Raw genomic sequence first — 24,153 nt, 5'->3', positions numbered from 1 at the left:
TCGGGCATTAGCCTTTCGTCCGGCTTTTTGGCTGTGGCGCAGACGACGGGTCGTCGACCCTGACGCCAGCGCCCGACAATAGCATTTTGGCGGCTTCCTTCGCGGCCCGCGCCATGGCGGGATCGTCGCGCACCAGATCTTGCGCGATCGAGCCGTCGACCAGCAGCACAAGCTGCGTGGCGAGGCCCTCGGGATCGGCAACGCCGATTTTCACCAGCAGATCGCGGAACCAGAGGCGGCGGCTTTCCTTGAAGGCGACCGCGATCTTGCGCACTGACGGGTTCTCCGGGCCCACCTCGGCCACGGCGTTGACGAAGGGACAGCCGCGAAATTCCTTCGACGCAAAGCGCCGCTCCAGCGAATCGAAGATGCCGAGAATTTGCTCCACGGGAGACTTGTCGGAGGGCGGCCGTTGCACGGAACGCCGGTCCAGATAGGCCGATATCAGCGCATCCTTCGACGGAAAGTGGTTGTAGAGCGTACGCTTGCTGATGCCGATTTCGGCCGCAATGGTATCGACGCCGATCGCCCTGATACCCCTGAGATAAAACAGCCTGTCGGCGGTCTCCAGGATCCGCTCTTTCATGGTCGGTTTGGTCGTCGGGCTTGCCATGCGAACGCGCGATATCCTCATGCCCTGGCAACAACGCTTCGACTATAGCGTAGGTAAACAGGTCTGTGTACCCTATTGCGAACGACAAAAGGCTGCGTGGTCGCCCGCAGCAGGTCAAGGGAGAATGAGAACCGTGCCCAAAACAGCGCCCTTGTTGCAGGTGTTGCGTCCCACGCTTCCGATCCTGATCGGCACCTCCCTCATGCTGACCTTGAGCATGGGGCTGCGCCAGTCGCTCGGCATCTTCATGCAGCCCTTGACGCATGACATTGGCATTTCCGTCTCCGATTTCACGCTGGCGATCGCCGTGCAAAACCTCGCCTGGGGATTTCTGCAGCCCTTGGCCGGCGCGCTGACGGTCCGTTTCGGCTTCCGCCCAATCATGGTGCTAGGCGCCGCCGCCTATATCGCGGGTCTTGTGCTGATGGCAACCGCGCATGGTCTTCTGAGCGTGATGATCGGTGGAGGCCTTCTGATCGGAATCTCGCTCGCCTGCACGGCGGCGGCGATTGCGATGTCGGTTGCGGCGCGCGCGGTGCCCGAGACAGTGCGCTCCACCGTGCTTGGCCTCGTTTCCGGTGCAGGCTCGCTGGGCGCGCTTCTGTCGGCGCCGATCGGACAAATGCTCAATGCCGGCTATGGCTGGCGGGTCGGGCTCGCCGGCTTTGTGGTGCTGGCGATTGCGATGATCCCGGCAGCCTGGTTTGCCGGCCGCGTCGATGCCGTTCCGCTGCCAAAACCTTCGCGCGACGACATCGGTGACAGTTCGGCGGGCGCGGCGGTCAGACTTGCATTCGGCAATGCTTCGTTCGTAGTGATGACCTGCGCCTATTTCGTCTGCGGCATGCAGCTCGTCTTCCTGACCACGCATCTGCCGTCGTATCTGGCGATCTGCGGCATGGACCCGATGCTGAGCGCGCAGACGCTTGGCATGATCGGCGGCTTCAACGTGCTCGGCAGCATCTTCTTCGGCTGGGCCGGGCAGCGCTGGAGCAAGCTCGCGCTGCTAGGGGGCATTTATATCCTGCGTTCGCTCGCGCTGGCCTGGTACTTCACGCTGCCGCCGACGCCGGCCACGACGCTCCTGTTCGGCGCGATCATGGGATTCTTGTGGATGGGCGTCGGTCCGCTGGTTGCGGGCGCCGTCGCCGAAATGTTCGGCCTGAAATGGCAAGCGATGATCCAGGGCCTCGCCTTCATGAGTCATCAAGTCGGCAGCTTCCTCGGCGCGTTCGGCGGAGGGCTCCTCTACGATTCACTGGGGTCCTACACGATGGCCTGGCGGATCGGTGTTGCGCTCGGGCTTGCCGGCGGCATCGTCCAGGTTGCGTTCGCGCTGATCAGGCCGACCGCGCCGCCGATGCTGAAGACGGCATAAAACAAAAACGGGGCCCGAGGCCCCGTTCGTTTCCGTCGCGAATATCGCGCGGTCTTACTTGATCTTGGATTCCTTGAACTCGACGTGCTTGCGCGCGACCGGATCGTATTTCTTCTTCACGAGCTTGTCGGTCATGGTGCGCGAGTTCTTCTTGGCGACGTAGTAGAAGCCGGTGTCCGCCGAAGAAACGAGCTTGACCTTGATGGTGACGGCCTTGGCCATGTCTTAAAACCTCAGATGTCAGGGTGAAAAGCCGGCCCACGGCCTGCATTTGCGCCGCAACCTAGCCTCAAACCGCCCAAAGTCAAGGTTTGAGGCTAAATATCTGCAAAATAGGGGGTATTTACCTCTCAAAGAAGCGGTTTTTCGGCCGCGGCAGGCCCAGATTTTCGCGCAGGGTTCGTCCTTCATATTCCTTCCGGAAGATCCCGCGCTTCTGCAGTTCCGGCACCACCTTGTCGACGAAGTCGGTCAGGCCGGCGGGCAGGTACGGGAACATGATGTTGAAGCCGTCGCTGCCGTAACTGGTCAGCCATTCTTCCATCTGGTCGGCGATCGACTGCGGCGTGCCGACGAACGACAACCCGCCATAGCCGCCGACGCGCTGGGCGAGCTGGCGCACCGTGAGCTTGTCGCGCGCGGCCAGGTCGACCATCCTCTGACGGCCGCTCTTGCTCGCATTGGTTTCGGGGATCGGCGGCAGTTGTCCGTCGGGATCAAAACCCGAAGCATCGGTGCCCAGGATCACTGAGAGCGAAGCTATGGCGCTGTCGTAATGCACTCGGCTGTCGAGCAGCGCGCGCTTTTCCTTGGCTTCCTCGATGCTGTCGCCGACCACGACGAATGCGCCCGGCAGGATTTTCAGATGCTCGGGGTTGCGCCCGATCTTCTCCATCCGCCCCTTGATATCAGCGTAAAGTTTTTGTCCGTCTGCGAGACTTCCGCCGCCGGTGAAGACGGCCTCGGCGGTTTCCGCCGCGAGCTGCCGTCCGTCGTCGGAAGCACCGGCCTGAACGATGACCGGCCAGCCTTGCACGGGGCGTGCGATGTTGAGCGGGCCGCGCACCGACAGATATTTGCCCTTGTGGTCGAGCGTGTGCATCCTCTCGGGATCGAAGTAGAGACCGCTTTCGACGTCCTTCACAAAGGCATCGTCGGCAAACGAGTCCCACAGCCCAGTCACTACGTCGTAGAATTCGCGGGCGCGCTTGTAGCGCTCGGCGTGCTCCATGTGCTCGTCGAGCCCGAAGTTCAGCGCCGCATCCGGGTTTGACGTCGTGACGATATTCCAACCCGCCCGTCCTCCGCTCAAATGGTCGAGTGACGCGAAACGCCGGGCGATGTGGTAGGGCTCGTCAAACGTGGTCGAACCCGTTGCGATCAGCCCGATGCGCTCAGTCACGGCTGATAACGCCGATAACAGCGTAAACGGCTCGAACGACGTCACCGTGTGGCTGCGCTTGAGCGCATTGATCGGCATGTTGAGCACGGCGAGGTGATCAGCCATGAAGAAGGCGTCGAACCTGCCGGCTTCCAGCTTCTGGGCGAACTGCTTGATGTGGGAAAAACTGAAGTTGGCGTCGGGCCACGCACCGGGATAGCGCCACGCGCCGGTATGAATGCTGATCGGCCGCATGAACGCGCCGAGCTTGAGTTGCCGTTGTGCCATCGCCCCATATCCTTGCCGTTATCGTTGCATGGAGAGATAGGCACGGCGGGCCGCATCGCCATCGGCAACCAGTCAGAAGATTATTTTGTTTTTGGAAGGTGAAGCGACAAAGGCGTTATGCTGATGGGCTTTGGAGCGCGCCCAAAATGTCCCGGTGCATCTTGCCGCTATAGAAATGGTAGAACGGCACGTCAGCGTCGTGGCGCAGCGCGCCGGTACCGAGACGCTTGTCCAATTCGTTCAGCACATTTTTCGTCATCGGGTGCAGGTCGGCGAGCGGCTTTGAGCCGAGCTCGACCCAGACCAGTTCGACCAGCTCCGCGTCGGCATGAATGACACCCTCGACGCGGTGCGCAATTGTCGAGGCGTCGGCCGTGAAAAAACGCGTATCGAAGCGCCGGACACGGCCGGGCGGGGTGATCGCGCGGGCAATCAAGAACAGGCCGGATGGGTCGGGCAGGAGGCCGGCGTCGGCAAAGGGTTGCCACGGGCCCGACAACGCCGGCGCAACGCCGTCTTGCTTGCGTCCCAGGCACAAACCGGTTTCCTCGCAGGCTTCGCGGATGGCGGCAACCGCGAGCGAGCGAGCACGCGCTGATGTGATCTTGGGACTGCCTTTCAGCAGGTTTGCTTCAAGGGCTGCGGGAATGGATGCGGCCACCGGCACCCGTCCGTCAGCCGTATCGACGCGCCCGCCCGGAAAAACGAATTTGCCGGGCATGAACACCACCTTGTCGTGACGCCGGCCCACCAGGACTTTTGGAATCGCACCGGAACGATCGACCAGGATCAGCGTCGCGGCATCGACCGGGCGGCGATAGGGGTGATGATCGGCCTCTTTCTCCTCAGTTCCGGCTTCGCTCATAGTTTCGTGACGACCTTTTCCTAGACCAGCGTGTCTGGCTCGGGATTCGCTTCGTCAAATCCGTGCATGCGTAACGCCCATTGTATCCCGACAACGGCGCCCTTGACGGGCTGCAACAGCCCCAGCGAGGCGACGAAGGTCAGAGGCAGATAGATCGCAAGCTGAAGCGCCATCGGCGGCGAATAGTTGGTTTCGATCATCAGTGCGAGTGGCACCACGATATGGCCGACGATGACAATGACGAGATAGGCGGGCAGATCGTCGGCACGGTGCGGCGTGAAGTCCAGACCGCACACCGAGCAGGCGTCATCGACTTTCAGGAAGGCGCGAAACAGCTTGCCTTCGCCGCAGCGCGGGCAGCGGCCGCGAAAGCCGCGCTTCAAGGCCTGCCAGACGTCGCGCTTCTCCTTAAGCGCAGTGTTCTGGCTCCAGACCGTCGGATGGGTGCTCACCGTTTCCATGACTTGCCTTTCTTCTTGCCAGCCTTGTCCGGCTTGCGGCGCTTTTTACGCGCGTCTCGTCCCGGATAGACCTTGTTACCGGGATGGCTCTTGGCCTTCCTGAAATCACGGCGATGCGCGCGCGCTGCGACCTGACCTTCAGATAACAACTCGAACCGCAATGCGCCAGCAACTGGCGCAGCTTCTACCAGACGAACGTCGACGACGTCACCGAGCCGGTGCATGGCACCACTGCGTGAGCCGATCAGCGCATGGCGCGTCTCGTCATGGTTGAAATACTCGTCCCCCAGCGATCGCACCGGGATCAGCCCATCGGCGCCGGTATCAGTCAGCTTCACGAATAGACCTGCGCGGGTGACGCCGGAGATGCGCCCCTGAAAGGTGGCGCCGATGCGATCAGCGAGAAAATGCGCGATCAGCCGGTCGGCCGTTTCGCGCTCGGCCTTCATGGCGCGGCGCTCGGTGACGGAGATTTGCGCGGCGACCTCGCCAAGATTTTCTATCGTTTCATTGTCGGGCATGGCGCCTTCGCCGAGCCCGAGCGAACGGATCAGGGCGCGGTGAACGACAAGATCGGCGTATCGCCTGATGGGCGAGGTGAAATGCGCATAGCGACGCAGGTTGAGGCCGAAGTGGCCGTAATTCTCGGCCGAATATTCAGCCTGCGCCTGCGACCGCAGCACCACCTCGTTCACCAGCGACTCGGCATCGTGTCCCTTGACCTGCGCCAGCACGCGGTTGAACACGGTCGGCCGCAACGCGCCGGCTTTTGCGAACGGCAGGTCCAGCGTCTTCAGGAATTCCTGCAGTGCGTGGACTTTTTCGAGCGTCGGCTCGTCGTGCACGCGATAGATCAGCGGCAGCGACTTCTTTTCAAGCATTTCGGCCGCGGCGACGTTGGCCAGAATCATGAACTCTTCAATCAGCCTGTGCGCATCTAACCGTTCCGGCACGACGACGCGGTCGACCGTGCCGTCGGCCTTCAGCAGGATCTTGCGCTCGGGCAGGTCGAGGTCGAGCGGATCGCGCTCGTCACGGGCGCGCTTGACCGTCGCATAGGCAGCATAAAGCGGCTTCAGGATTTTATCGAGCAGGGGGCCCGTGGTGTCGTCGGGACGGCCGTCGATGGCGGCCTGCGCCTGCGCATAAGCGAGCTTCGCGGCCGAACGCATCAGCACGCGATGGAATGTGTGCGAGCGCTTTCGCCCGTCCGCGCCGATCACCATGCGCACCGCGAGCGCGCCGCGCGGCTCGCCCGGCACCAGCGAGCACAGATTGTTGGAGATGCGCTCAGGCAGCATCGGCACCACGCGGTCCGGGAAATAGACCGAATTGCCGCGTTCCAGCGCGTCGTGATCGAGCGCCGAGCCCGGACGGACGTAGAAGGCGACGTCGGCGATCGCGACATGGACGATGAAGCCGCCTTTGTTGTTCGGATCGGAATCAGCTACGGCGTGGACCGCGTCGTCGTGGTCCTTGGCGTCCGGCGGATCGATGGTGACGAGCGGAACGTCGCGCCAGTCCTCGCGGCCTTTCAGCGTCGGCGGCTGGGCTGCGTCAGCCTCCGCGAGTGCGCTCTTCGAAAAGGCTTGCGGAATGTCGTGGGCGTGGATCGCGATCAGGCTGATCGCCTTTTCGGAGGCGATTGATCCGAGCCGCTCCTTGACCTTGCCCGAGGCGAGGCCAAAGCCGCGCGAACGGACGAGATCGACGCTGACGAGGTCACCGTCTTCGGCGCCCTGCGTATCCGCCTTGGCGATGTTCAATTCGCGCCCGGCCTGTTTCTTGTCGACCGGGATCAGGCGACCGCCGCCATCGGGGTTTTTTCGGAACAGGCCGAGCACGCGCGTCTTGGCGTGATCGAGAACTTTGAGGATCCGCCCGCGATAGGCGACGCCGTCACGGACGCGTTCGTCGAGCTTTTCGACGCGGAGCAGCGCGCGGTCGCCGACACCGGCCGCAGTGCCGGGCTTTGCCCGACGCGGCATATGGATTCGAATTTTCGGCGGTTCGCCGCTTTCGACCTCGTCCCATTCCGCAGGCACCGCGAGCAACTCGCCGTCGCTGTCGCGCTTGGTGATGTCGGCCAGCAAGGTCGCGGGCAGGCCGGGCTCGACGATATCCTTGCCTTGCTTCTTGATGACGCCTTCGTCAGCGAGCTCCCGAAGCAACTGTTTCAGCGCCGCGCGGTCGGCATTCTTCAGGCCGAACTCGCGCGCGATCTCGCGGGTCCCGATCTTTCCCGGATGCGCGCGGATGAAGGCGACGATGGCGTCCGTCGAGGGAAAGCCGCTGTCGCGTTGTTTGGCCACACTAGTGCCCACTTTCCGAAGTTCGTGCACCATCTCAGCACCCACCTTTCACGAACTTCGGAAAGTCATGGGCACTAGCAAACTTAAAACTATAGTGCCGCTTTCCATTTGAAGTTCCCGAACGAAATTCGCCGCTTGTGGTGCGGGAACTTCAAATGGGCGGCACTATCCGCTTGCCTTATCCACTTGCTTTGCCGGCGCTCTTTTTGGCGGCGGGTTTGGCGGCCTTTTTGGCCGAGGTCTTCTTGGCCGTCACCGGCGCGCGCGCCTTGGAGGTCGATTCCGATTTCGGCTTGGCGGCCGATTTTTTCGCAACCGCCTTCTTCGCAGGACTGGCTGCACTATCCGCGTCCGATTTGGCCGCAGCGGCCTTTTCGGCCTTCGGCTTGGCCGCCTTCTTGGCCCCTCGCTTTGCGCCGCCGCCCTTGGCCGCGCGCTCGTCGAGCAATGCGATCGCCTCGGCGAGCGTGATGGTGTCTTGCGTCTGTTCGCCCGGAATGGTCGCGTTGATGCCGCCGGCGGTGACATAGGCGCCATAGCGGCCTTTCTTGGCCGCGACCGCGCCGAGCGTCGGATGATCGCCCAATGGCTTGCCAGGATCGGCGCCAAAACGCCGGCCGCTTGGACCTTTTGCCACCTTCTCGGCGATGAGTGTCACCGCGCGGTTGAGACCGATGTCAAAGACTTCGTCGCCGGCCTCCAAGCTCGCATAGGTTTTCTCGTGCTTGACGAACGGCCCGAAGCGCCCGAGACCCGCCGTAATCGGCTGACCGGTTTCCGGATGCAGGCCGATTTCGCGCGGCAGCGACAGCAGCTTGAGCGCGAGGTCAAGCTCAACGTCCGCCGGTGAGGTGCCTTTCGGAATGCCGGCGCGTTTCGGCTTCTCGCCTTCTTCGTAATCCTTTTGCTCACCGAGCTGGATATAGGGCCCGAAACGCCCGGCCTTCACGAACACGTCGCGGCCGGTCTGCGGGTCCTGACCCAGCAGACGGTCGGCACTGGCTTCGCTGTCGGCGGCGAGCGGACGCGTATAACGGCATTCCGGATAGTTGGTGCAGCCGACGAAGGCACCGAACTTGCCGGCTTTCAGATTGAGCTTGCCGTTGCCGCAGCTCGGGCATTGCCGGATATCGCCGCCATCCGCGCGGGGCGGGTAGATATGCGGGCCCAACATCTCGTCCAGCGCATCGAGCACCTCGGCGACGCGGAGGTCCTTGATGTCGTTGACCGCGCCGATGAAACCGCGCCAGAAATCCCTCAGCACCTCCTGCCAGGAAATCTCGTTGTTCGAGATGCGGTCAAGCTGCTCTTCCAATCCCGCGGTGAAGTCGTATTCGACATAGCGGGCAAAGAAGTTTTCCAGGAACGCGACGACGACGCGGCCCTTGTCCTCGCCATGCAGGCGCTTCTTCTCCAGCCGGACATAGCCGCGGTCCTTCAGCACCTGAAGGATCGATGCATAGGTCGAGGGACGGCCGATGCCGAGTTCTTCCATGCGCTTCACGAGCGAGGCTTCGGAGAAGCGCGGCGGCGGCTCGGTGAAGTGCTGCGTGACGGCGAGGTCCCGACGCTTGACATTTTCGCCCTCGCTCATCGCGGGCAGGCGGCGGCTTTCCTCATCGTCCGGATCGTCGTCGCGGCCTTCCTGATAGAGCGCGAGAAAACCGTCGAACTTGATCACCTGGCCGGAGGCGCGCAATTCGAGCGCCCGGGCGCCGGCCTTCGCCGTGATGTCGACGGTGGTGCGCTCGAGTTCGGCCGACTCCATCTGGCTCGCGATCGTGCGGGTCCAGATCAGGTCATAAAGCTTGGCCTGCTCGGCATCGAGCCTTCGGCGCATGTCGTTCGGCCGTCGCGACAAATCGGTCGGGCGGATCGCTTCGTGCGCTTCCTGCGCGTTCTTGGCCTTGGCCTGATACTGGCGCGGCGCATCCGGAACATAGGCGTTGCCGTAATCCTCGCCGATCACTTTCCGCGCCTGCGTGATCGCGGAGCCGTCGATCTGCACGCCGTCGGTTCGCATATAAGTAATGAGACCGGTGGTCTCGCCGCCGATATCGATGCCCTCATAAAGCCGCTGCGCGATCCGCATGGTGTGCGCAGGCGCGAAGCCGAGCTTGCGGCTCGCTTCCTGTTGCAGCGTCGAGGTGGTGAAGGGGGCTTGCGGGTTGCGCCGCGCGGGCTTTGCCTCGACGGAGGTGACCGTGAAAGTGGCGGTCTCCAGTGCCTTCTTGAAATCTTCGGCTTCCTTGCCGGTGCCGATATCGAGGCGCAGGATCTTCTTGCCGTCGGCGCCGACGAGCCGCGCTTCAAATGTTTCGCCGCGCGGGGTGGTCAGTGTTGCCACCAGCGACCAGTATTCGCGAGGTACGAATTTTTCGATTTCAAGTTCGCGGTCGCAGACCAGCCGCAAGGCGACCGACTGCACGCGGCCGGCCGAGCGGGCGCCGGGCAGCTTGCGCCACAAGACAGGAGAGAGCGTGAAGCCGACGAGATAATCGAGCGCCCGGCGCGCCATATAGGCGTCGACCAATGCGCCGTCGATCTGACGCGGATGCTTCATCGCGTCGGTGATTGCCTGCTTGGTGATGGCGTTGAACACGACGCGCTCGATCGCCTGATCCTTCAGCGCGCGCTTTTCCTTCAACACCTCCAGAACGTGCCAGGAGATCGCTTCGCCTTCGCGATCAGGGTCGGTAGCCAGGATGAGCTTGTTCGCACCCTTCAAGGCCTTGGCGATATCGTTCAGCCGGCCGGAGGCTTTGGGGTCGACTTCCCAGATCATCTGGAAATTGGCGTCCGGATCAACCGATCCGTTCTTGGCGGGGAGGTCGCGAACATGGCCGAAAGACGCCAGCACTTCATAGGAAGCGCCCAGATACTTGTTGATCGTCTTAGCCTTGGCAGGCGACTCCACAATGACGATATTCATGTCATTCCAATAGCTTAGGGAAAAAAGAAGGGCCGGTTCCGCGAGACTCGCGTCGGCCGTTCCGGACCGAACATGGGTGGTGAGGCCGTCCCTGTCAAATCGCCAGCAGTTGAAAGCAGGCAAAAGCGGGTGATTCCCACCTCATAATAGTTGTAAAATATGCATCATAAGTTGTATTTGAAGCGGCAAATGGTCTCCTGGGAACAGACGGCTCAACCGGTCGTCCGGCGTTTCCGCGTAGTCAGAGGGCGGGGCTTCAGTGTGGTGTCGCCGATCTCAAGGAGCCGCCCGTCCTGGGCGTGAAGTTCGAGCTTGCGGACCGGCAAGCCTTTCTCCCGATCGACCAGCAAGGTGGCGATCTCTTCCGGGTGGCCATCGAAGGCCTCGCTCCATTGTCGTAGCGCGACGATGACGGGAAACAGCCCGCGGCCTTTCTCGGTCAGGATGTATTCCTGATAGGCGCTGCCGTCGGAGACCGGCGCGGTCGAGAGGATTCCTTCATCGACCAGCATGCGCAGGCGTGCCGTGAGGATGTTTTTCGCAAGGCCCAGACTCTTCTGAAACTCGCCAAAGCGGCGGCGGCCGAGCATGGCGTCGCGGATGATCAGGAGCGACCACCAGTCGCCGATCACGTCGAGCGCGCGCGCGATCGGGCACTCATCGCCCTCAAAGCTCGTCCGTTTCATCGGCGTCCTCCATCTCATGGAAGCCATGACCCGCGAGGCGGCATCACGGTCTTGTGTGGTTGCAATATTAAACCACGTGGCCTATGTGGGCCAAGAAGTTTAATAATGCAACCACATCAGGAGATGGTCATGACTAACAGGCTCGCAAACAAGACGGCGTTGATCACGGGCGGCAACAGCGGCATCGGGCTTGCGACCGCAAAGCTGTTCGTGGCCGAAGGCGCCAGGGTGACGATCACCGGCCGCAATCAAGAGACGCTTGCGGCGGCCGCGAAAGAATTGGGGCCGAATGCGCTGGCCATCGTCGCTGATGCCAACGACGTTGCCGCAACGGAAGCTGCGGTGAAGCAGGCGGCGGAGAAATTCGGCAAGATCGACATTGTATTCGCCAATGCCGGCATTCCCGGCCTGACGCCGGTCGGCGAGACCGCACCGGAAGCCTTCGAGCAGGTGATCCGCACCAATCTCACGTCGGTATTTTTCACGGTGCAGGCGGCATTGCCATACCTGAACGATAACGCCTCGATCATCCTCAATGGCTCGGTGATCTCCGTGCTCGGCAATCCCGGCTGGTCCGCCTATGCGGCGACCAAGGCTGGCGTCAATGCGATGGCGCGGGTGATGGCGTCGGAACTGTCGCCGCGTGGTATCCGGGTGAATGTCGTGGCGCCGGGCGCCGTTCGCACGCCGATCTGGAATAGCGTCGCGCCGACGGCCGATGCCTTCGCCGCGCTGGAAAAGCGCATCGCTGGCGTAACGCCGCTCGGCCGCATCGCCGAGCCCGACCATATTGCCAAGACCGTGCTGTTCCTTGCTTCCGACGACGCAGCCCATGTTCAGGGCCAGGAGATATTCGTCGATGGTGGCGCGACCAGTTCGCCTGCAGGCGCGCCGGTCTTCCGAGGATAATCATAAAGTAATGAGTGAGCCCGCTGCCACGACGGCAGCGGGCTCTTTCATGTTTACGCCGCGCGCAGATTGGTGACGGCTTGCAGCGCGCTTGTGAGCGCCTTCTTGCGGTGCTCGGGACCAAGCTGAATTCCGTCCGCGGAAATGAACTCGAGCTTTGTCACGCCGATGAAGCCGAACACGCCGCGCAAATAGGATTCCAGATGTTCCAGCGCGGCAATCGGCGTGCCCGGACCGTAAAAGCCGCCGCGCGAGATCGCGACGATGACGCGCTTGTCGCCGGCCAATCCTTGCGGGCCCTGCTCGCCGTATTTGAAGGTCTTGCCAGCGATGACGATGCGATCGATCCAGGCCTTGAGCTGGCTCGGAATGGTGAAGTTGTACATCGGCGCGCCGAGTACGACGGTATCGGCGGCGAGAAACTCGTCCAGCACCACTGCGCCCGCTGCGAGTTCCTGCGCAACGTCAGCGCTCGGACTGGCGCCCTGCGCGGCGGCAAGATGCGCGCCGGAAAGATGCGACAGCGGGGTGGAACTCAGGTCGCGGTAGGTCACATTGAGATCCGGTGTTGTCTGGCGCAGCCGGTCGACGATCGCCGCCGACACTTGCCGGCTGATCGAATTGGGGCCGAGCACGCTGGAATCGATGTGGAGCAGTTTTTTCATGGAGTCACCCTTGGTATTGGTTTGTAACCAACGCTATATGAGTGACTAGCTAGACCCCACAAGAACGCACTTTTTTGAGCTCAGGGCACATCTTTGAAACCGACTAACAGCAAGGTTCCCGCTCTTCCGACCCTACCGGACCCGCATGCGGATTGCCGGGGCGTTGCCTCGGTGCTGGCACGGGTCGGCGACAAATGGAGCGTCTTCGTCATCATGATGCTGTTCGACGGGCCGAAGCGCTTCAACGAGATCAAGCGCCTCGTCGCCGGCATTTCTCAGCGCATGCTGACGCTCACCTTGCGTGGCCTGGAGCGCGACGGCCTCGTCACGCGCACCATTTTCCCGACCATTCCGCCGCGGGTCGATTACGAGCTGACCGATCTCGGACGCGGCTTGAGCAAACCCGTCATTGCGCTTGGCGAATGGGCCAAGGCGCATCAGCCCGAGATCGAAGCGGCGCGCGAGCGTTTCGACGGCCGCAAGGAAGCGGCCGAGTAAGACTAGATCAGCGAGATCAAGCCGCCGCCGTGCCGCTCCAGCCTTCCTGCGAGTTCAAGCTCGAGCAGCACGGTCCGCACCACGGCAGGTGAGGCGCCTGACAGGCGGATCAAATCATCGAGTTGGACCGGCGTTGGGCCGAGCAGATTGACGACGCGTTCGCGCATCGCGCCATCGGGATCGGGCGCCAGCGGCTCGACATCATCTTCACGCAAGTTCAGCGGCCGGCCCATGATCGGCTCGACTGCCTGGATCACGTCGGAGGCTTCCGTAATCAGCGTCGCGCCTTGCTTGATCAGGCCGTTGGTGCCGGCCGCGCGCGGATCGAGCGGCGAGCCCGGCACGGCAAACACCTCGCGGCCCTGTTCGTTGGCGAGGCGCGCGGTGATCAGCGAGCCCGAGCGCAGCGCTGCCTCGACCACGACGACGCCAAGCGAGACACCCGCGACCAGCCGGTTGCGCCGTGGAAAATCATGCGCGCGTGCGACATAGCCCGGCGGCATTTCCGAGATCGCAGCGCCCGAAGCGAGCAGGCTTTGCAGCAAGTCGGTATGCTCAGGTGGATAGATCCGGTCATGACCGCCGGCGAGCACGGCCAGCGTGGCGCCTTCGATCGAGGCGCGATGCGCGGCCTGGTCGATTCCGCGCGCCAATCCTGACGCGACGACGAAGCCGGCATCGGCGAGGTCGCGCGCCAGCACGCTTGCGAATTTCAATCCCGCGGCTGATGCGTTGCGCGAGCCGACAATCGCGATCATCGGCCGCATCATGGTGTCGATGACGCCGCGCACGCCGAGCAGCGGTGGCGCATCATCGAGCTCGGTCAGCCGCGGCGGGTAGCCGTTCTCGCCAGGCGCGATCAGGCTGACGCCGAGTCTGGCGCAGGCTTCCAGCTCCGCGCGGGCATCCGCTTCGCTCGGAATACGCTGCGGCTTTGAGGCGCCACCGCGACGGGCGAGATCGGGCAGCCTTTCGAGAGCAGCCCGTGCGCTGCCGAAATGACGAACCAGCGAGCGAAACGTCCGTGGCCCGACATTGTCGGACCGGATCAGCCGCAAGCGGTCGATGCGCTCAGCGCCGGTGATCTCTGTCATGGCGGGTGTTCGTGTGTCCATTCAACCAGAATGGATCAACCCGCGCGGACAGGGAAGGGGGCTCGGCCTCGCAACCCAGTCCCGTCATGGCGGCCCTTGTCCCCGCCATGCCAGCCTTGCTACGCATTTGGCCAACAAGAACCGGGACGCCCGGCATGATGCCGGACATGAAGGAAAAATCCCATGATCTCGCTCGCCGACCAGAAACGCCGCATCGAACAGGGCAAGCTCACACCGGAAGGCGCGCTCGCGGAATCGCTTGCCGCCATCGACAAGCACGAAGCTGATATCAAGGCCTTCGTCACGCGAGCGAAAAATCCGAAGGCGCAGGCGCAAGGCCCGCTCGCCGGCATCGCGGTCGGCATCAAGGACATCATCGATACGGCGGATCTGCCGACCGAAATGGGCGCGCCGTCGATTTATAAAGGCAATCAGCCGCGCGCCGATGCGCCCATCGTGATGCAGCTCAAGCTGGCTGGCGCCACCGTCGCTGGCAAGACCACGACCACGGCTTTTGCGGCGAATGATCCGACGCCGACGCTCAACCCGCGCAATCGGGCGCACACGCCGGGCGGCTCGTCATCCGGTTCGGCGGCGGCGGTTGGCGCGGGCATGTTGCCGCTCGCGGTCGGCACGCAGACCGGCGGTTCGGTGATCCGGCCCGCGTCGTTCTGCGGCGTCGCGGCGATCAAACCGTCTTATCGGCTTTTGCCGCCCGTCGGCGTCAAATGCTTTTCCTGGACGCTCGACACCGTCGGGCTGTTTGCGGCGGGCGTCGAGGATGTCGCGATTGCGCTTAGCGTCATCACCGGCCGCAGCGAATTGAACGCGGCTGAGATGACGTCGCCTCGCATCGGCGTGGTGACGCAGGATTTTGCCGGTCCGCCTGAGGCAGGCGGGGCAGAGGCCTTGCAGCATGCGGCGCGCGCAGCGGCGAAAGCCGGTGCTTCGGTGCGCGAGTTGAAGATGCCCGACATCGTCGCGGAAGCCTGGAAGATTCACAACGTCGTGCAGCAGTTCGAGGCGCACCAGGCTTTCGCCTGGGAGTATCGCCAGAATTACGACATCTTCCCGCCGATGCTGCGCCGGCGGATGGACGACAGCCGTCAATACACCGCGGCCGATTACGACGCCGCGCGTATCGTTGCCGTGAAGGCGCGCGCCGCCTTGAGCGAAATCTTCAAGGATATCGACGTGCTGCTCGCGCTGTCGGCGCCGGGCGTCCCGCCGAAGGGTTTGGATTCGACCGGCGATCCCCGTTACAACGCGCTTTGGACCTTGATGGGCACGCCTTGCGTCAACGTGCCGGCCTATATCGCCGATGGCAACTTGCCGGTCGGCGTGCAGACGATTGCCGATTACGGCGATGACGCGAAGGCGATCGCGGCCGCGCGCTTCATGGAGCGGGCGCTGAAATCGTAAGTTTTTGTTTGAGCATGATCTCCGCGCAAACGCTTCGCGTTTGTCGCGAGGGAAAACCGGTTCCCACTTTTCCGGATCATGCTCTATTTCTGCCCGATCTTGCCTTCGGTGCCGGCCATCAGCCGGCTGATGTTGGCGCGGTGCATGTAGATCAGGAGCAAGGACACCAGCGCCGACAGCTCCGCAAGCGTTGGGTGACCGGACCACCACAGGAAGATCGGCGTCACGACGCTTGCGATCAGCGCCGAAAGCGATGAGTAGCGCGAGATCACAGCGGTGATGAGCCAGACGACGCAAAACACGATCGCGGCCGGCCAGAACAGGCCGATCAGGATGCCGATATAGACCGCGACGCCTTTGCCGCCTTTGAACTTGAGCCAGACCGGAAAGAGATGGCCGAGAAAGGCGCCGAGCCCGGCCAGCATTGCGGCTTCCGCGCCGCCATAGCTCGCAATGATGACGGCAACCGTGCCTTTGAGCGCATCGAGGATCAGCGTCGCAGCCGCGAGCCCTTTCCGTCCCGTGCGCAGCACATTGGTCGCGCCGATATTGCCGGAACCGATTGAGCGCAGGTCTTCGGTGCCGGCAAGTTTTGTCAGGACCAGACCGAAGGGGATCGAGCCGAGGAGATAACCGATGATGAAAGCGAGCGGCAGCCACACGTTTGCGGACATTTCGGCCTCCCCGTGATCCGCTACTGTCGCACGTGTCTAGACGTGTTCATAGACCGTTCGTCCGCCGACGATCGTGCGTACCACCCGACCGGAAAAGCGCGCTTCGTCGAAGGGCGTGTTCTTGCATTGCGACTTGAGGTCGGCGGGATCGAGCACCCAAGGCGTATCGGTGTCGATCACGATCACGTCAGCCGGCGAGCCCGGCCGCAGCGATCCGCCGGGCAGCCCCAGCAGTTCGGCGGGCCGTGTCGACATCACGCGAATGAGGGTCTTGAAATCCATTTCGCCCTGATGGATCAGCCTTAAGCCGGCCGGCAGCATGGTCTCGAGCCCGATCGCGCCAAAGGCGGCTTCCGCAAACGGCAGGCGCTTGACTTCGACGTCCTGCGGATTGTGGTCGGACATGATCACATCGATCAGGCCGGAAGCGACCGCGTCGACCAGCGCGCGGCGATCGTCCTCGGTGCGCAGCGGCGGACACAGTTTCAGGAACGTGCGGTAGGGACCGATGTCGTTCTCGTTCAGCGTGATGTGGTTGATCGAGACCGAAGCGGACACGTCGAGGCCGGACTCGCGGGCGCGCCTGAGGATGTCGAGCGACTCCCTGCATGAGAGCGAGCCGGCGTGATAGCGGCCGCCGGTCAGCGCCACGAGGCGCATGTCGCGCTCAAGCATCACGGCTTCCGCGGCGGTCGGAATGCCCATCAACCCGAGGCGCGTGGCGAACTCGCCCTCGTTCATGACGCCTTCGCCGACCAGATGCGGGTCTTCGGTGTGATGCACGATCAGCGCGTCGAAGTCGCGCGCGTAAGTGAGCGCGCGCCGCATCACCTGCGCATTGGTGACGCTCTTGTCGCCGTCGGTGAAGGCAACCGCACCCGCGGCCTTCAGCAGACCAATCTCGGTCATCTCGACGCCGGCGAGGCCCTTTGTGAGCGCCGCCATCGGATGGATGTTGACGATCGCGGTGTCGCGGGCGCGCCGCAGCACGAAGTCGACGGTCGCCGAATTGTCGATGACCGGCGAGGTCGACGGCTGGCACACGATGGTGGTGATGCCGCCGGTCGCGGCCGCCTGGCTCGCGGAGGCGAAGGTCTCGCGGTGACTTGCGCCGGGTTCGCCGACGAAAGCGCGCATGTCGACCAGGCCGGGCGCGACGATCTTGCCGGCGCAATTGACGATGTCGGTGCCCTCGGGCACGCCGGCAGCACCAATGCCGCGCTTGTTGTCGCGGATGAGGCCATCGGCGATCAGGACATCGCCGGGCCCATCGAAATCGCGCGAGGGATCGATGACGCGGGCGTTGGCGAGAAGAATGGGGCGGCGATCGGTTAACATGATTTCACGCGTTCGGCAGGTTGCGGGCGAGCGCTTCCAGCACCGCCATGCGCACTGCCACTCCCATTTCGACCTGCTCGCGGATCAGCGACTGCGCGCCGTCGGCGACGATGGAGTCGATTTCGACGCCCCGGTTCATCGGGCCCGGATGCATCACGAGCGCATCGGGCTTGGCGTAAGCGAGCTTCTTCTGGTCGAGCCCGAAGTAGTGGAAATATTCGCCGCTCGACGGCACGAACGAGCCGTTCATGCGCTCGCGTTGCAGACGGAGCATCATGACGATGTCAGCGCCTTCGAGGCCCTCGCGCATGTCGCGGGCCACCTCGACGCCCATGCGCTCGATGCCGTGCGGCAATAGCGTGGACGGCGCGACGACGCGGACGCGTGCGCCCATGGTGTTGAGCAGGATGATGTTGGAGCGCGCGACGCGCGAATGCATGACATCGCCGCAGATCGCGACCGTCAATCCCTCGATGCGGCCCTTGTTGCGGCGGATGGTGAGCGCATCGAGCAGCGCTTGCGTCGGATGCTCATGCGCGCCGTCGCCGGCATTGATCACGGAACCGTCGACCTTCCGCGCCAGCAGTTCGACCGCGCCGGAGGCGTGATGGCGGACCACGAGAATATCCGGATGCATGGCGTTCAGCGTGACCGCGGTATCCATCAGCGTCTCGCCCTTGCGGATCGAGGACGAGGACACCGACATGTTCATGACATCGGCGCCAAGCCGCTTCCCCGCGAGTTCAAACGAGGATTGCGTCCGGGTCGAGGCTTCGAAGAACAGGTTGACCTGGGTGCGGCCGCGGAGCGATGTGCGCTTCTTGTCGACCTGGCGATTGAGCTCGACATACTCCTCGGAGAGGTCGAGGAGACCGGTGATATCGGCTGCGGAAAGGCCCTCTATGCCCAGCAGATGCCGGTGACCGAGGACGAAGGTCGATTTCGATACGGATGTCATTAAAGCGAGAGCTATAGGCGCAGGAGCAGCCCCTAGCAAGAGCGAAGAGGGAACTTAAGAGTTATCCCCCGATCAGTCCGGTTTGGGGCCGCATTTGCCGGCAAGGTTTCGTCAATTATGCCGGAGGATCGGCGCATTTTTCGCTGCGGAGAGGGTGCGCGCCCGCGTATGATTAACGCGCAAGCTTATCCCGCCGGGGATGTCCGATGACCAAGACTTCATTCGCAACCCACGAGGTCCTTAACCAGTCGCCGCCCTTCGTCGATGTCGATCTGTTCGCGCTCGATCCGGCACTGGCTGAGGCTGTCGCCGCCAATGGCGGAAAGGCGGCCGCAAAGGAACTCACCGAATTCGGTCGTCACTGGGGCTCGGCCGCGATGGCCGAACGCGGGCGGCTTGCCAACGAAAACACGCCGAAGCTGCGCAGCTTCGATTCCCGCGGCAACCGCCGTGACCAGGTCGAGTTTCACCCGGCCTATCACGAGTTGATGGCGCACTCTGCGCATGCCGGATTGCACAATTCGACGTGGGGCGCTGATGGCCGACCCGCGGGCGCACCGGCCGAGGTGGTGCGCGCGGCCAAATTCTACATGGCTTCCGGCGTCGAGACCGGGCATCTGTGCCCGATCACCATGACCCGCGCTTCGGTGGCGGCCCTCGCCGTGCAGGGCGATATCCTGAAAAAGACGATGCCGGTCATCGGCACGCGCGCTTACGACCCGACTTTTGCGCCGTGGTCATCCAAGCGTGGCATGACGCTCGGCATGGGCATGACCGAGAAACAGGGCGGCACCGACGTGCGCGCGAACATGACGCGTGCGGAACGCGACGGCGCGGGCTATCGGATCACCGGCCACAAATGGTTCATGTCGGCGCCGATGTGCGACGCGTTCCTGGTGCTGGCGCAGGCCGATCAAGGTTTGAGCTGTTTCTTCATGCCGCGCTTCCGCCCGGATGGATCAGTCAACGCGATCGAATTCCAGCGGTTGAAGGACAAGCTTGGTAACCGCTCCAATGCCTCGTCCGAAGTCGAATTCCTGGGCGCTTACGGCGAACTGGTCGGCGAGGAAGGCAAGGGCATCCGCACCATCATCCAAATGGTGCAACTGACACGGCAGGACTGCGCGATTGCGTCCGTCGGCCTGATGCGCTCGGGCCTCGCACACGCGTTGCATCACACGCGGCACCGCAGCGTGTTCCAGAAGCATCTTGCCGATCAGCCCTTGATGCGCGCGGTGCTGTCAGACATGGCGCTGCATGTGGAGGCATCGATTGCGCTGGTGATGCGGCTCTGCCGCGCGTTCGATGGCGCTGGCGTCGACGCCAGTGAAGCCGCGTACATGCGGCTTTTGACACCCGCGATCAAATACTGGACCTGCAAGAGTGCGCCGGGATTTCTCTACGAGGCAATGGAATGCCTCGGCGGCAACGGCTATGTCGAGGACGGCATTTTGGCGCGGCATTATCGCGAGTCCCCTGTCAACGCGATCTGGGAAGGTTCGGGCAACGTGATGTGCCTCGACGTGTTGCGAGCGCTGTCGCGTGAAGCGGAGGCGGCCACTAAAATCCTGCAAGGTCTCGCGCAGGAAACCGCTGGTCTGCCGGGAGCGGGCGAGGCGGCGGCCTTTATTGGCAAGGCTTTCCGCCGAAGCGATGCCGAAGGTGTCGCGCGGCTTGCAGTCGAAAAGCTCGCGCTTCTGGCGGCCACTGCTGCGCTGAACGCGATCTCGCCGCGTCACGCCGAACTGTTTGCTGCGACCCGCCTTGCCGGGAATCATGGCGGCATGTACGGCGCCGTGGACTTGGCGTCCGACGATATCGGCCGGTTGCTCGACCGCGCGCTGCCCCAATAAACGTTTCAACCCAGCGAAAGTCAGTGATGGATTCTCTCAACCCCGAATCTCCGATCGTCGCCGCGCCGCCCATAACGTCCAGCCCTCGTGTCTGGAAGTTCTGGGGCACCACGTTCTGGGGCCTGGCTGTTTTCGCGGCGATGTTCCTGGGCCAAATCGCGGTCGTCGGCTGGTTCATGTTCAAACAGGGTGGTCCGCTCGACCAGGGCTCCTTCGGAGAAGCGGTGCGCATTGTCGTCAGTCGCGGGGTAACCATCTCGCTCTCGGTGATCACCGGCCTGCCCGCGGTCGCGATTGCCTTGTGGATCGCGATCCGGATCAAGGGCGCGGGCTTTGCCGATTATCTCGCGCTGCGCGGCTTCTCATGGGCCAACTTCGGGATTGGTGTCGTTGCGCTGTTCGTGCTCGTGATGGCGTGGGATGCGGTATCGCGCGCGACGGGGCGCGAGGTCGAGCCCGGCTTCATGGGCGACGTACTGAAAACCGCGCGCGCCGACGGCGCACTGTGGCTCCTTGTAATCGCATTCTGCGTGGCGGCGCCAATCACGGAGGAGTTTTTCGCCCGCGGCTTCCTTTATCGCGGATGGTCGGAGTCGTTTTTGCGGGTCCCCGGCGCGATCATCCTGTCGTCGCTGGTCTGGACCGGACTGCACCTGCAATACAACTGGTACTTTCTCGGCGAGGTGTTCTCGATCGGACTTTTGCTCGGTTACCTGCGTTATCGCAGCAACTCAACCTGGCTGACGATCATTTTGCACGGTCTCAATAATCTTGGCGCCGTGGTGCAAACGATCCTCCTCACGAGCTCATAGCTTCTTCGAAAGCCGGTCCAGCGCGCCCTGAAGGATGAAGATCGCCGCGTGCTCGTCGATCACCTCGGCGCGGCGGGCGCGGCTCATGTCCATGCCGATCAATTCGCGCTCGACGGCCGCGGTCGAAAGCCGTTCGTCCCACAGCGCGATGGCAAGCTCCGTCAATTTCGAAAAATTGCGCGCAAAGGCGCGGGTCGACTGCGCGCGCGGGCCCTCGCTGCCGTCCATGTTGATGGGGAGCCCCAGCACGAATCCAACAGCGGCGCGCTCCGCGGCGATCTCTATCACGCGCGCCGCGTCTGCCCTGAAAGCCTTGCGCTGAATGGTCGTCACGCCTGTCGCCAGCCGCCGGTCGGGATCGGACACGGCAACGCCGATGGTCTTGGTACCGAGATCAAGTCCGACCAGTGCGCCGCGCGGCGGCCAGTGCGGGGCTGCCTCGATCAATGGCAGGATGACAGCGGGCATGATCAAGCCGCGATGACGCGGTCGGCGCCGGTGAGGCAGGAGGTAAAGCCTTCAAGCGCACTATATTGATGCGCGCTGAGGCGCTGGATGAAGAGCGTGTCGACCTGCGACCACGGCGCGTCGATTGTGTGCAGGCTGACATCCTTGCGCTGCTCGCTGCGTTCGACCACGGCGCGCGGCAGCACGGAGACACCCATGCCGGCGGCGACGCAGCCGACCATGCCATCCAGTGTGCCGAGTTCGAAACGCGCCGCCGATGGCCAGCCGAAATCCGTGAACAGCTGTTCGAGCCGTTGGCGATAGGTGCAGCCGGAGCGGAACACCAGCGCGGTTGGGCCAGATTCCGGCGTGCCGGCGCGTAAGCCGGCAAGGCTTGTGAATCGCTTTGGCGTGACCAGCACCAGTTCCTCATGGAAGGCGACGGTCGCGACGAGATCGGCATGTTCGATCGGAGCGGCGACGAAAGCGCCGTCGAGCGTGGCGTTCAATACGCCCGCAATGAGATCTCCGGTCGTTGCTGTCGTGAGCGTCAGGGTGACCTTCGGGAAACGGCGATGAAATTCGGCGAACAAAGTGGGGAGACGAACGGCGGCTGTCGTTTCCATCGAGCCGATCGCAAGCGGACCCTTTGGCTCGCCGTCGTCTTGTGCGGCCAGCGTGGCTTCGCGCGCCAAAGCCGCCATCCGTTGCGCATAGGGAAACAACCGGCGGCCGGCGCCGGTCAGGGTCATACCGCGGCTATGCCGCTCGAACAGCGCGGTACCAATTTCCGCCTCGAGTGCCTTCACCCGTTGCGTGACATTGGATTGCACGGTCTTGAGCTCTTCGGCGGCGCGGGTGATGCCGCCATTGCGCGCCACGGCTGAAAAGGTGACGAGGTCGATCAGTTCCACGGGCAGGGCTCCCGTTTTCATTTTGAGATAGCTTGCTTCTCTAATATTCACTTTTGCAGAATGGTAGGCTGAGTTACGGTAGCTGTCCATACAGGGAAATGCTCATGCCGATCTCTACGCCACTGACATCTCTCCTGGGCATCCGCCATCCAGTGCTTTCGGCGCCGATGGCGATCATTGCCGGTTCGCGGCTGGTCACGGCGGTCGGCAATGCCGGTGGCTTTGGTATCTTGGGCGGCGGGTACGGCGACAAGGATTGGCTGGTGCAGGAAGCCGCCAAGCTCCAGCAATGCTCGGCGCCATTCGGCATCGGCTTCATCACCTGGAGTATGGCAAAACAACCCGAACTTCTCGACATCGCGCTGGAGGCCAATCCGCGCGCGATCATGTTGTCGTTCGGCGACCCAAAACCGTTTGCTCCACGTATCAAGGCTGCGGGGTGTCTTTTGATCTGTCAGGTCCAGACCGAGGACATGGCGAAGCAGGCGCTCGATGCCGGCGCCGACATCTTGATTGCGCAGGGCACCGAAGCCGGCGGCCACGGCGCGTCCCGCACCACGCTCGACATCGTTCCTGCAATCGTCGATTTTGCGGCCGGCCGCGTGCCGGTTGTCGCGGCGGGCGGCCTCGCCGACGGGCGAGGGCTGGCTGCGATGCTGATGATGGGCGCAAGCGGCGTCCTGCTCGGCACGCGCTTCTATGCAAGCGTCGAATGCGACGGTGCCGACGAAGCCAAGAAGCGGATCTGCGCCGCGACCACCAGTGACACCGTGAGAGGCATGGTCTTTGACATCTCGCGCAAGATCTGGTGGCCGGCGCCTTTCACCGCGCGCACGTTGATCAACGACCATGCGCGCCGATGGGCCGGACGCGAGACCGAGCTCGTCCACAATGTCGAGGCCGTCGCAGCGGCCTATGCGGCCGAGCGTGACGCCGGAAATTACGATGTTGCTGCCGTGTTTGCAGGCCAGGCCGTCGGCCTGATCCACGACATTCCGCCAGCCGCTGAGATCGTCGAGCGGCTTGTCAGTGAAGCCGACCAAATTCTAGCAGGCCGGCGTAACTTCCAGGCTGCGTAAACGGCCGACAAACAGCGCTCCAATTTCAAGCGAGACAAGACCATGTGGCCCGACCACCGACTGATCGACCTCTTCAGAACAGAATTTCCGATCGTGCTCGCGCCGATGGCGGGCGTGATGGACGCCGAACTCGTGATCGCGGCCGCGCAGGGCGGCGCGCTCGGCTCGCTGCCCTGCGCGATGCTCTCCGCCGACAAGGCGCGCGAGCAGGTCAACATCATCCGCCAGCGCGTTGCGTCGCCGATCAATCTCAACTTCTTCTGCCATCAGGCGGTCGAGGCCGATCCCGGCCGGGAGGCCGGTTGGCGGCAGCGGCTCGCCCCCTATTACAAGGAACTGGGGCTCGACCCCTCCGCGCCGGTCAATGCCGCCAATCGCGCGCCGTTCGATGCGGCGATGTGTGAGCTGATGGAGGAATTGAAGCCCGAGGTCGTCAGCTTCCATTTCGGCTTGCCCGACGGCGCGCTGCTCAAGCGCGTCAAGACCGCCGGCTGCCTGGTGATGGGCTCGGCGACCATCGTGAAGGAGGCGGTCTGGCTGGAAGCCAACGGCGCCGACATCATTATCGCGCAGG

23 protein-coding genes are annotated in these 24,153 nt (G+C 63.2%); 8 read left to right on the top strand and 15 right to left on the bottom strand.

Going from position 1 to position 24,153, the window contains the following annotated elements; translation table 11 throughout:
* Positions 1 to 7: 7 nt before the first annotated feature.
* The gene (locus VFB05_RS10845; protein WP_325012033.1) at positions 8 to 613 is read right to left on the bottom strand and encodes a TetR/AcrR family transcriptional regulator; all 606 of its coding nucleotides are present in this window, start codon (positions 611 to 613) and stop codon (positions 8 to 10) included.
* Positions 614 to 815: 202 nt separating this feature from the next.
* On the opposite strand from VFB05_RS10845, the gene VFB05_RS10840 reads away from it, so the two are divergent.
* The gene (locus VFB05_RS10840; RefSeq protein WP_325012213.1) at positions 816 to 1,991 is read left to right on the top strand and encodes an MFS transporter; all 1,176 of its coding nucleotides are present in this window, start codon (positions 816 to 818) and stop codon (positions 1,989 to 1,991) included.
* A 54-nt stretch (positions 1,992 to 2,045) separates the two neighbouring features.
* On the opposite strand, the gene rpmG is transcribed toward VFB05_RS10840, so the two are convergent.
* From rpmG to VFB05_RS10805, 7 genes are all read right to left on the bottom strand, one after another.
* On the bottom strand, positions 2,046 to 2,213 hold the full coding sequence (gene rpmG, locus VFB05_RS10835; protein WP_159011529.1) for a 50S ribosomal protein L33: 168 nt from the start codon (positions 2,211 to 2,213) through the stop codon (positions 2,046 to 2,048).
* A 121-nt stretch (positions 2,214 to 2,334) separates the two neighbouring features.
* On the bottom strand, positions 2,335 to 3,660 hold the full coding sequence (locus VFB05_RS10830) for an LLM class flavin-dependent oxidoreductase (protein ID WP_325012029.1): 1,326 nt from the start codon (positions 3,658 to 3,660) through the stop codon (positions 2,335 to 2,337).
* Between the two features lie 115 nt (positions 3,661 to 3,775).
* A complete protein-coding gene (locus VFB05_RS10825) occupies positions 3,776 to 4,525 on the bottom strand; it encodes an NUDIX hydrolase (protein WP_325012027.1) in 750 nt (249 codons plus the stop codon).
* A 20-nt stretch (positions 4,526 to 4,545) separates the two neighbouring features.
* A complete protein-coding gene (locus VFB05_RS10820) occupies positions 4,546 to 4,986 on the bottom strand; it encodes a DUF983 domain-containing protein (RefSeq protein WP_325012025.1) in 441 nt (146 codons plus the stop codon).
* On the bottom strand, positions 4,974 to 7,310 hold the full coding sequence (rnr, locus tag VFB05_RS10815) for a ribonuclease R (protein WP_414643178.1): 2,337 nt from the start codon (positions 7,308 to 7,310) through the stop codon (positions 4,974 to 4,976). The genes VFB05_RS10820 and rnr overlap by 13 nt, the downstream gene beginning before the upstream one ends.
* Positions 7,311 to 7,476: 166 nt before the next feature.
* Positions 7,477 to 10,230 (bottom strand): type I DNA topoisomerase, encoded by a 2,754-nt coding sequence (topA, locus tag VFB05_RS10810; protein ID WP_325012023.1) that lies wholly within the window; start codon positions 10,228 to 10,230, stop codon positions 7,477 to 7,479.
* Between the two features lie 212 nt (positions 10,231 to 10,442).
* A complete protein-coding gene (locus VFB05_RS10805) occupies positions 10,443 to 10,916 on the bottom strand; it encodes a helix-turn-helix domain-containing protein (protein ID WP_325012020.1) in 474 nt (157 codons plus the stop codon).
* 129 nt (positions 10,917 to 11,045) lie between these two features.
* Between VFB05_RS10805 and VFB05_RS10800 the strand changes: the two genes are divergently transcribed.
* Complete coding sequence (locus tag VFB05_RS10800) at positions 11,046 to 11,825, top strand: glucose 1-dehydrogenase (protein ID WP_325012018.1); 780 nt, start codon at positions 11,046 to 11,048, stop codon at positions 11,823 to 11,825.
* Between the two features lie 53 nt (positions 11,826 to 11,878).
* Here VFB05_RS10800 and VFB05_RS10795 read toward each other — a convergent pair whose 3' ends face one another.
* Positions 11,879 to 12,490, bottom strand: coding sequence for an FMN-dependent NADH-azoreductase (locus tag VFB05_RS10795; RefSeq protein WP_325012015.1), 612 nt, complete (start codon positions 12,488 to 12,490; stop codon positions 11,879 to 11,881).
* Positions 12,491 to 12,583: 93 nt separating this feature from the next.
* On the opposite strand from VFB05_RS10795, the gene VFB05_RS10790 reads away from it, so the two are divergent.
* Positions 12,584 to 12,988 carry a helix-turn-helix domain-containing protein gene (locus tag VFB05_RS10790; protein ID WP_325012013.1) on the top strand — a complete coding sequence of 135 codons (405 nt, stop codon included), beginning with the start codon at positions 12,584 to 12,586 and terminating at the stop codon, positions 12,986 to 12,988.
* 2 nt (positions 12,989 to 12,990) lie between these two features.
* Here the strand turns inward: VFB05_RS10790 and dprA are convergent, their stop codons facing one another.
* Positions 12,991 to 14,103 (bottom strand): DNA-processing protein DprA, encoded by a 1,113-nt coding sequence (dprA, locus tag VFB05_RS10785; protein ID WP_325012011.1) that lies wholly within the window; start codon positions 14,101 to 14,103, stop codon positions 12,991 to 12,993.
* A 162-nt stretch (positions 14,104 to 14,265) separates the two neighbouring features.
* Here dprA and VFB05_RS10780 point away from each other — a divergent pair, with 162 nt between their 5' ends.
* Positions 14,266 to 15,504: an amidase gene (locus VFB05_RS10780; RefSeq protein ID WP_325012009.1), complete on the top strand. Its 1,239-nt coding sequence runs from the start codon at positions 14,266 to 14,268 to the stop codon at positions 15,502 to 15,504.
* 83 nt (positions 15,505 to 15,587) lie between these two features.
* Here VFB05_RS10780 and plsY read toward each other — a convergent pair whose 3' ends face one another.
* From plsY to VFB05_RS10765, 3 genes are read right to left on the bottom strand one after another with little or no spacing between them, the layout of a single operon-like run.
* Complete coding sequence (gene plsY, locus VFB05_RS10775; RefSeq protein WP_325012007.1) at positions 15,588 to 16,178, bottom strand: glycerol-3-phosphate 1-O-acyltransferase PlsY; 591 nt, start codon at positions 16,176 to 16,178, stop codon at positions 15,588 to 15,590.
* Between the two features lie 36 nt (positions 16,179 to 16,214).
* Positions 16,215 to 17,516 (bottom strand): dihydroorotase, encoded by a 1,302-nt coding sequence (locus VFB05_RS10770; RefSeq protein ID WP_325012005.1) that lies wholly within the window; start codon positions 17,514 to 17,516, stop codon positions 16,215 to 16,217.
* A gap of 4 nt (positions 17,517 to 17,520) precedes the next feature.
* Entirely contained in the window at positions 17,521 to 18,474 is a 954-nt protein-coding gene (locus VFB05_RS10765; RefSeq protein WP_325012003.1) for an aspartate carbamoyltransferase catalytic subunit, read from the bottom strand.
* 206 nt (positions 18,475 to 18,680) lie between these two features.
* On the opposite strand from VFB05_RS10765, the gene VFB05_RS10760 reads away from it, so the two are divergent.
* Together VFB05_RS10760 and VFB05_RS10755 are read left to right on the top strand one after the other, a co-directional pair.
* Entirely contained in the window at positions 18,681 to 20,327 is a 1,647-nt protein-coding gene (locus VFB05_RS10760; RefSeq protein ID WP_325012000.1) for an acyl-CoA dehydrogenase family protein, read from the top strand.
* Between the two features lie 26 nt (positions 20,328 to 20,353).
* Positions 20,354 to 21,139: a CPBP family intramembrane glutamic endopeptidase gene (locus tag VFB05_RS10755; RefSeq protein WP_325011998.1), complete on the top strand. Its 786-nt coding sequence runs from the start codon at positions 20,354 to 20,356 to the stop codon at positions 21,137 to 21,139.
* On the opposite strand, the gene ruvX is transcribed toward VFB05_RS10755, so the two are convergent.
* Entirely contained in the window at positions 21,134 to 21,607 is a 474-nt protein-coding gene (gene ruvX, locus VFB05_RS10750; protein WP_325011996.1) for a Holliday junction resolvase RuvX, read from the bottom strand. The two genes, VFB05_RS10755 and ruvX, sit on opposite strands and share 6 nt — an antisense overlap.
* 2 nt (positions 21,608 to 21,609) lie before the next feature.
* Positions 21,610 to 22,500, bottom strand: coding sequence for a LysR family transcriptional regulator (locus VFB05_RS10745; RefSeq protein WP_325011994.1), 891 nt, complete (start codon positions 22,498 to 22,500; stop codon positions 21,610 to 21,612).
* Positions 22,501 to 22,604: 104 nt separating this feature from the next.
* On the opposite strand from VFB05_RS10745, the gene VFB05_RS10740 reads away from it, so the two are divergent.
* Both VFB05_RS10740 and VFB05_RS10735 read left to right on the top strand, forming a co-directional pair.
* Positions 22,605 to 23,579: a nitronate monooxygenase gene (locus VFB05_RS10740; RefSeq protein WP_325011992.1), complete on the top strand. Its 975-nt coding sequence runs from the start codon at positions 22,605 to 22,607 to the stop codon at positions 23,577 to 23,579.
* 42 nt (positions 23,580 to 23,621) lie between these two features.
* Positions 23,622 to 24,153, top strand: a 532-nt coding sequence (locus VFB05_RS10735; protein WP_325011990.1) for a nitronate monooxygenase, incomplete at its 3' end; no start/stop codon positions are given.

Origin of the sequence: Bradyrhizobium sp. (genome assembly GCF_035652035.1) — a bacterium.
Classification (GTDB): domain Bacteria; phylum Pseudomonadota; class Alphaproteobacteria; order Rhizobiales; family Xanthobacteraceae; genus Bradyrhizobium.
Note: the sequence above shows the minus strand (reverse complement) of the source record. Positions and strands in the feature narration are given on the sequence as shown.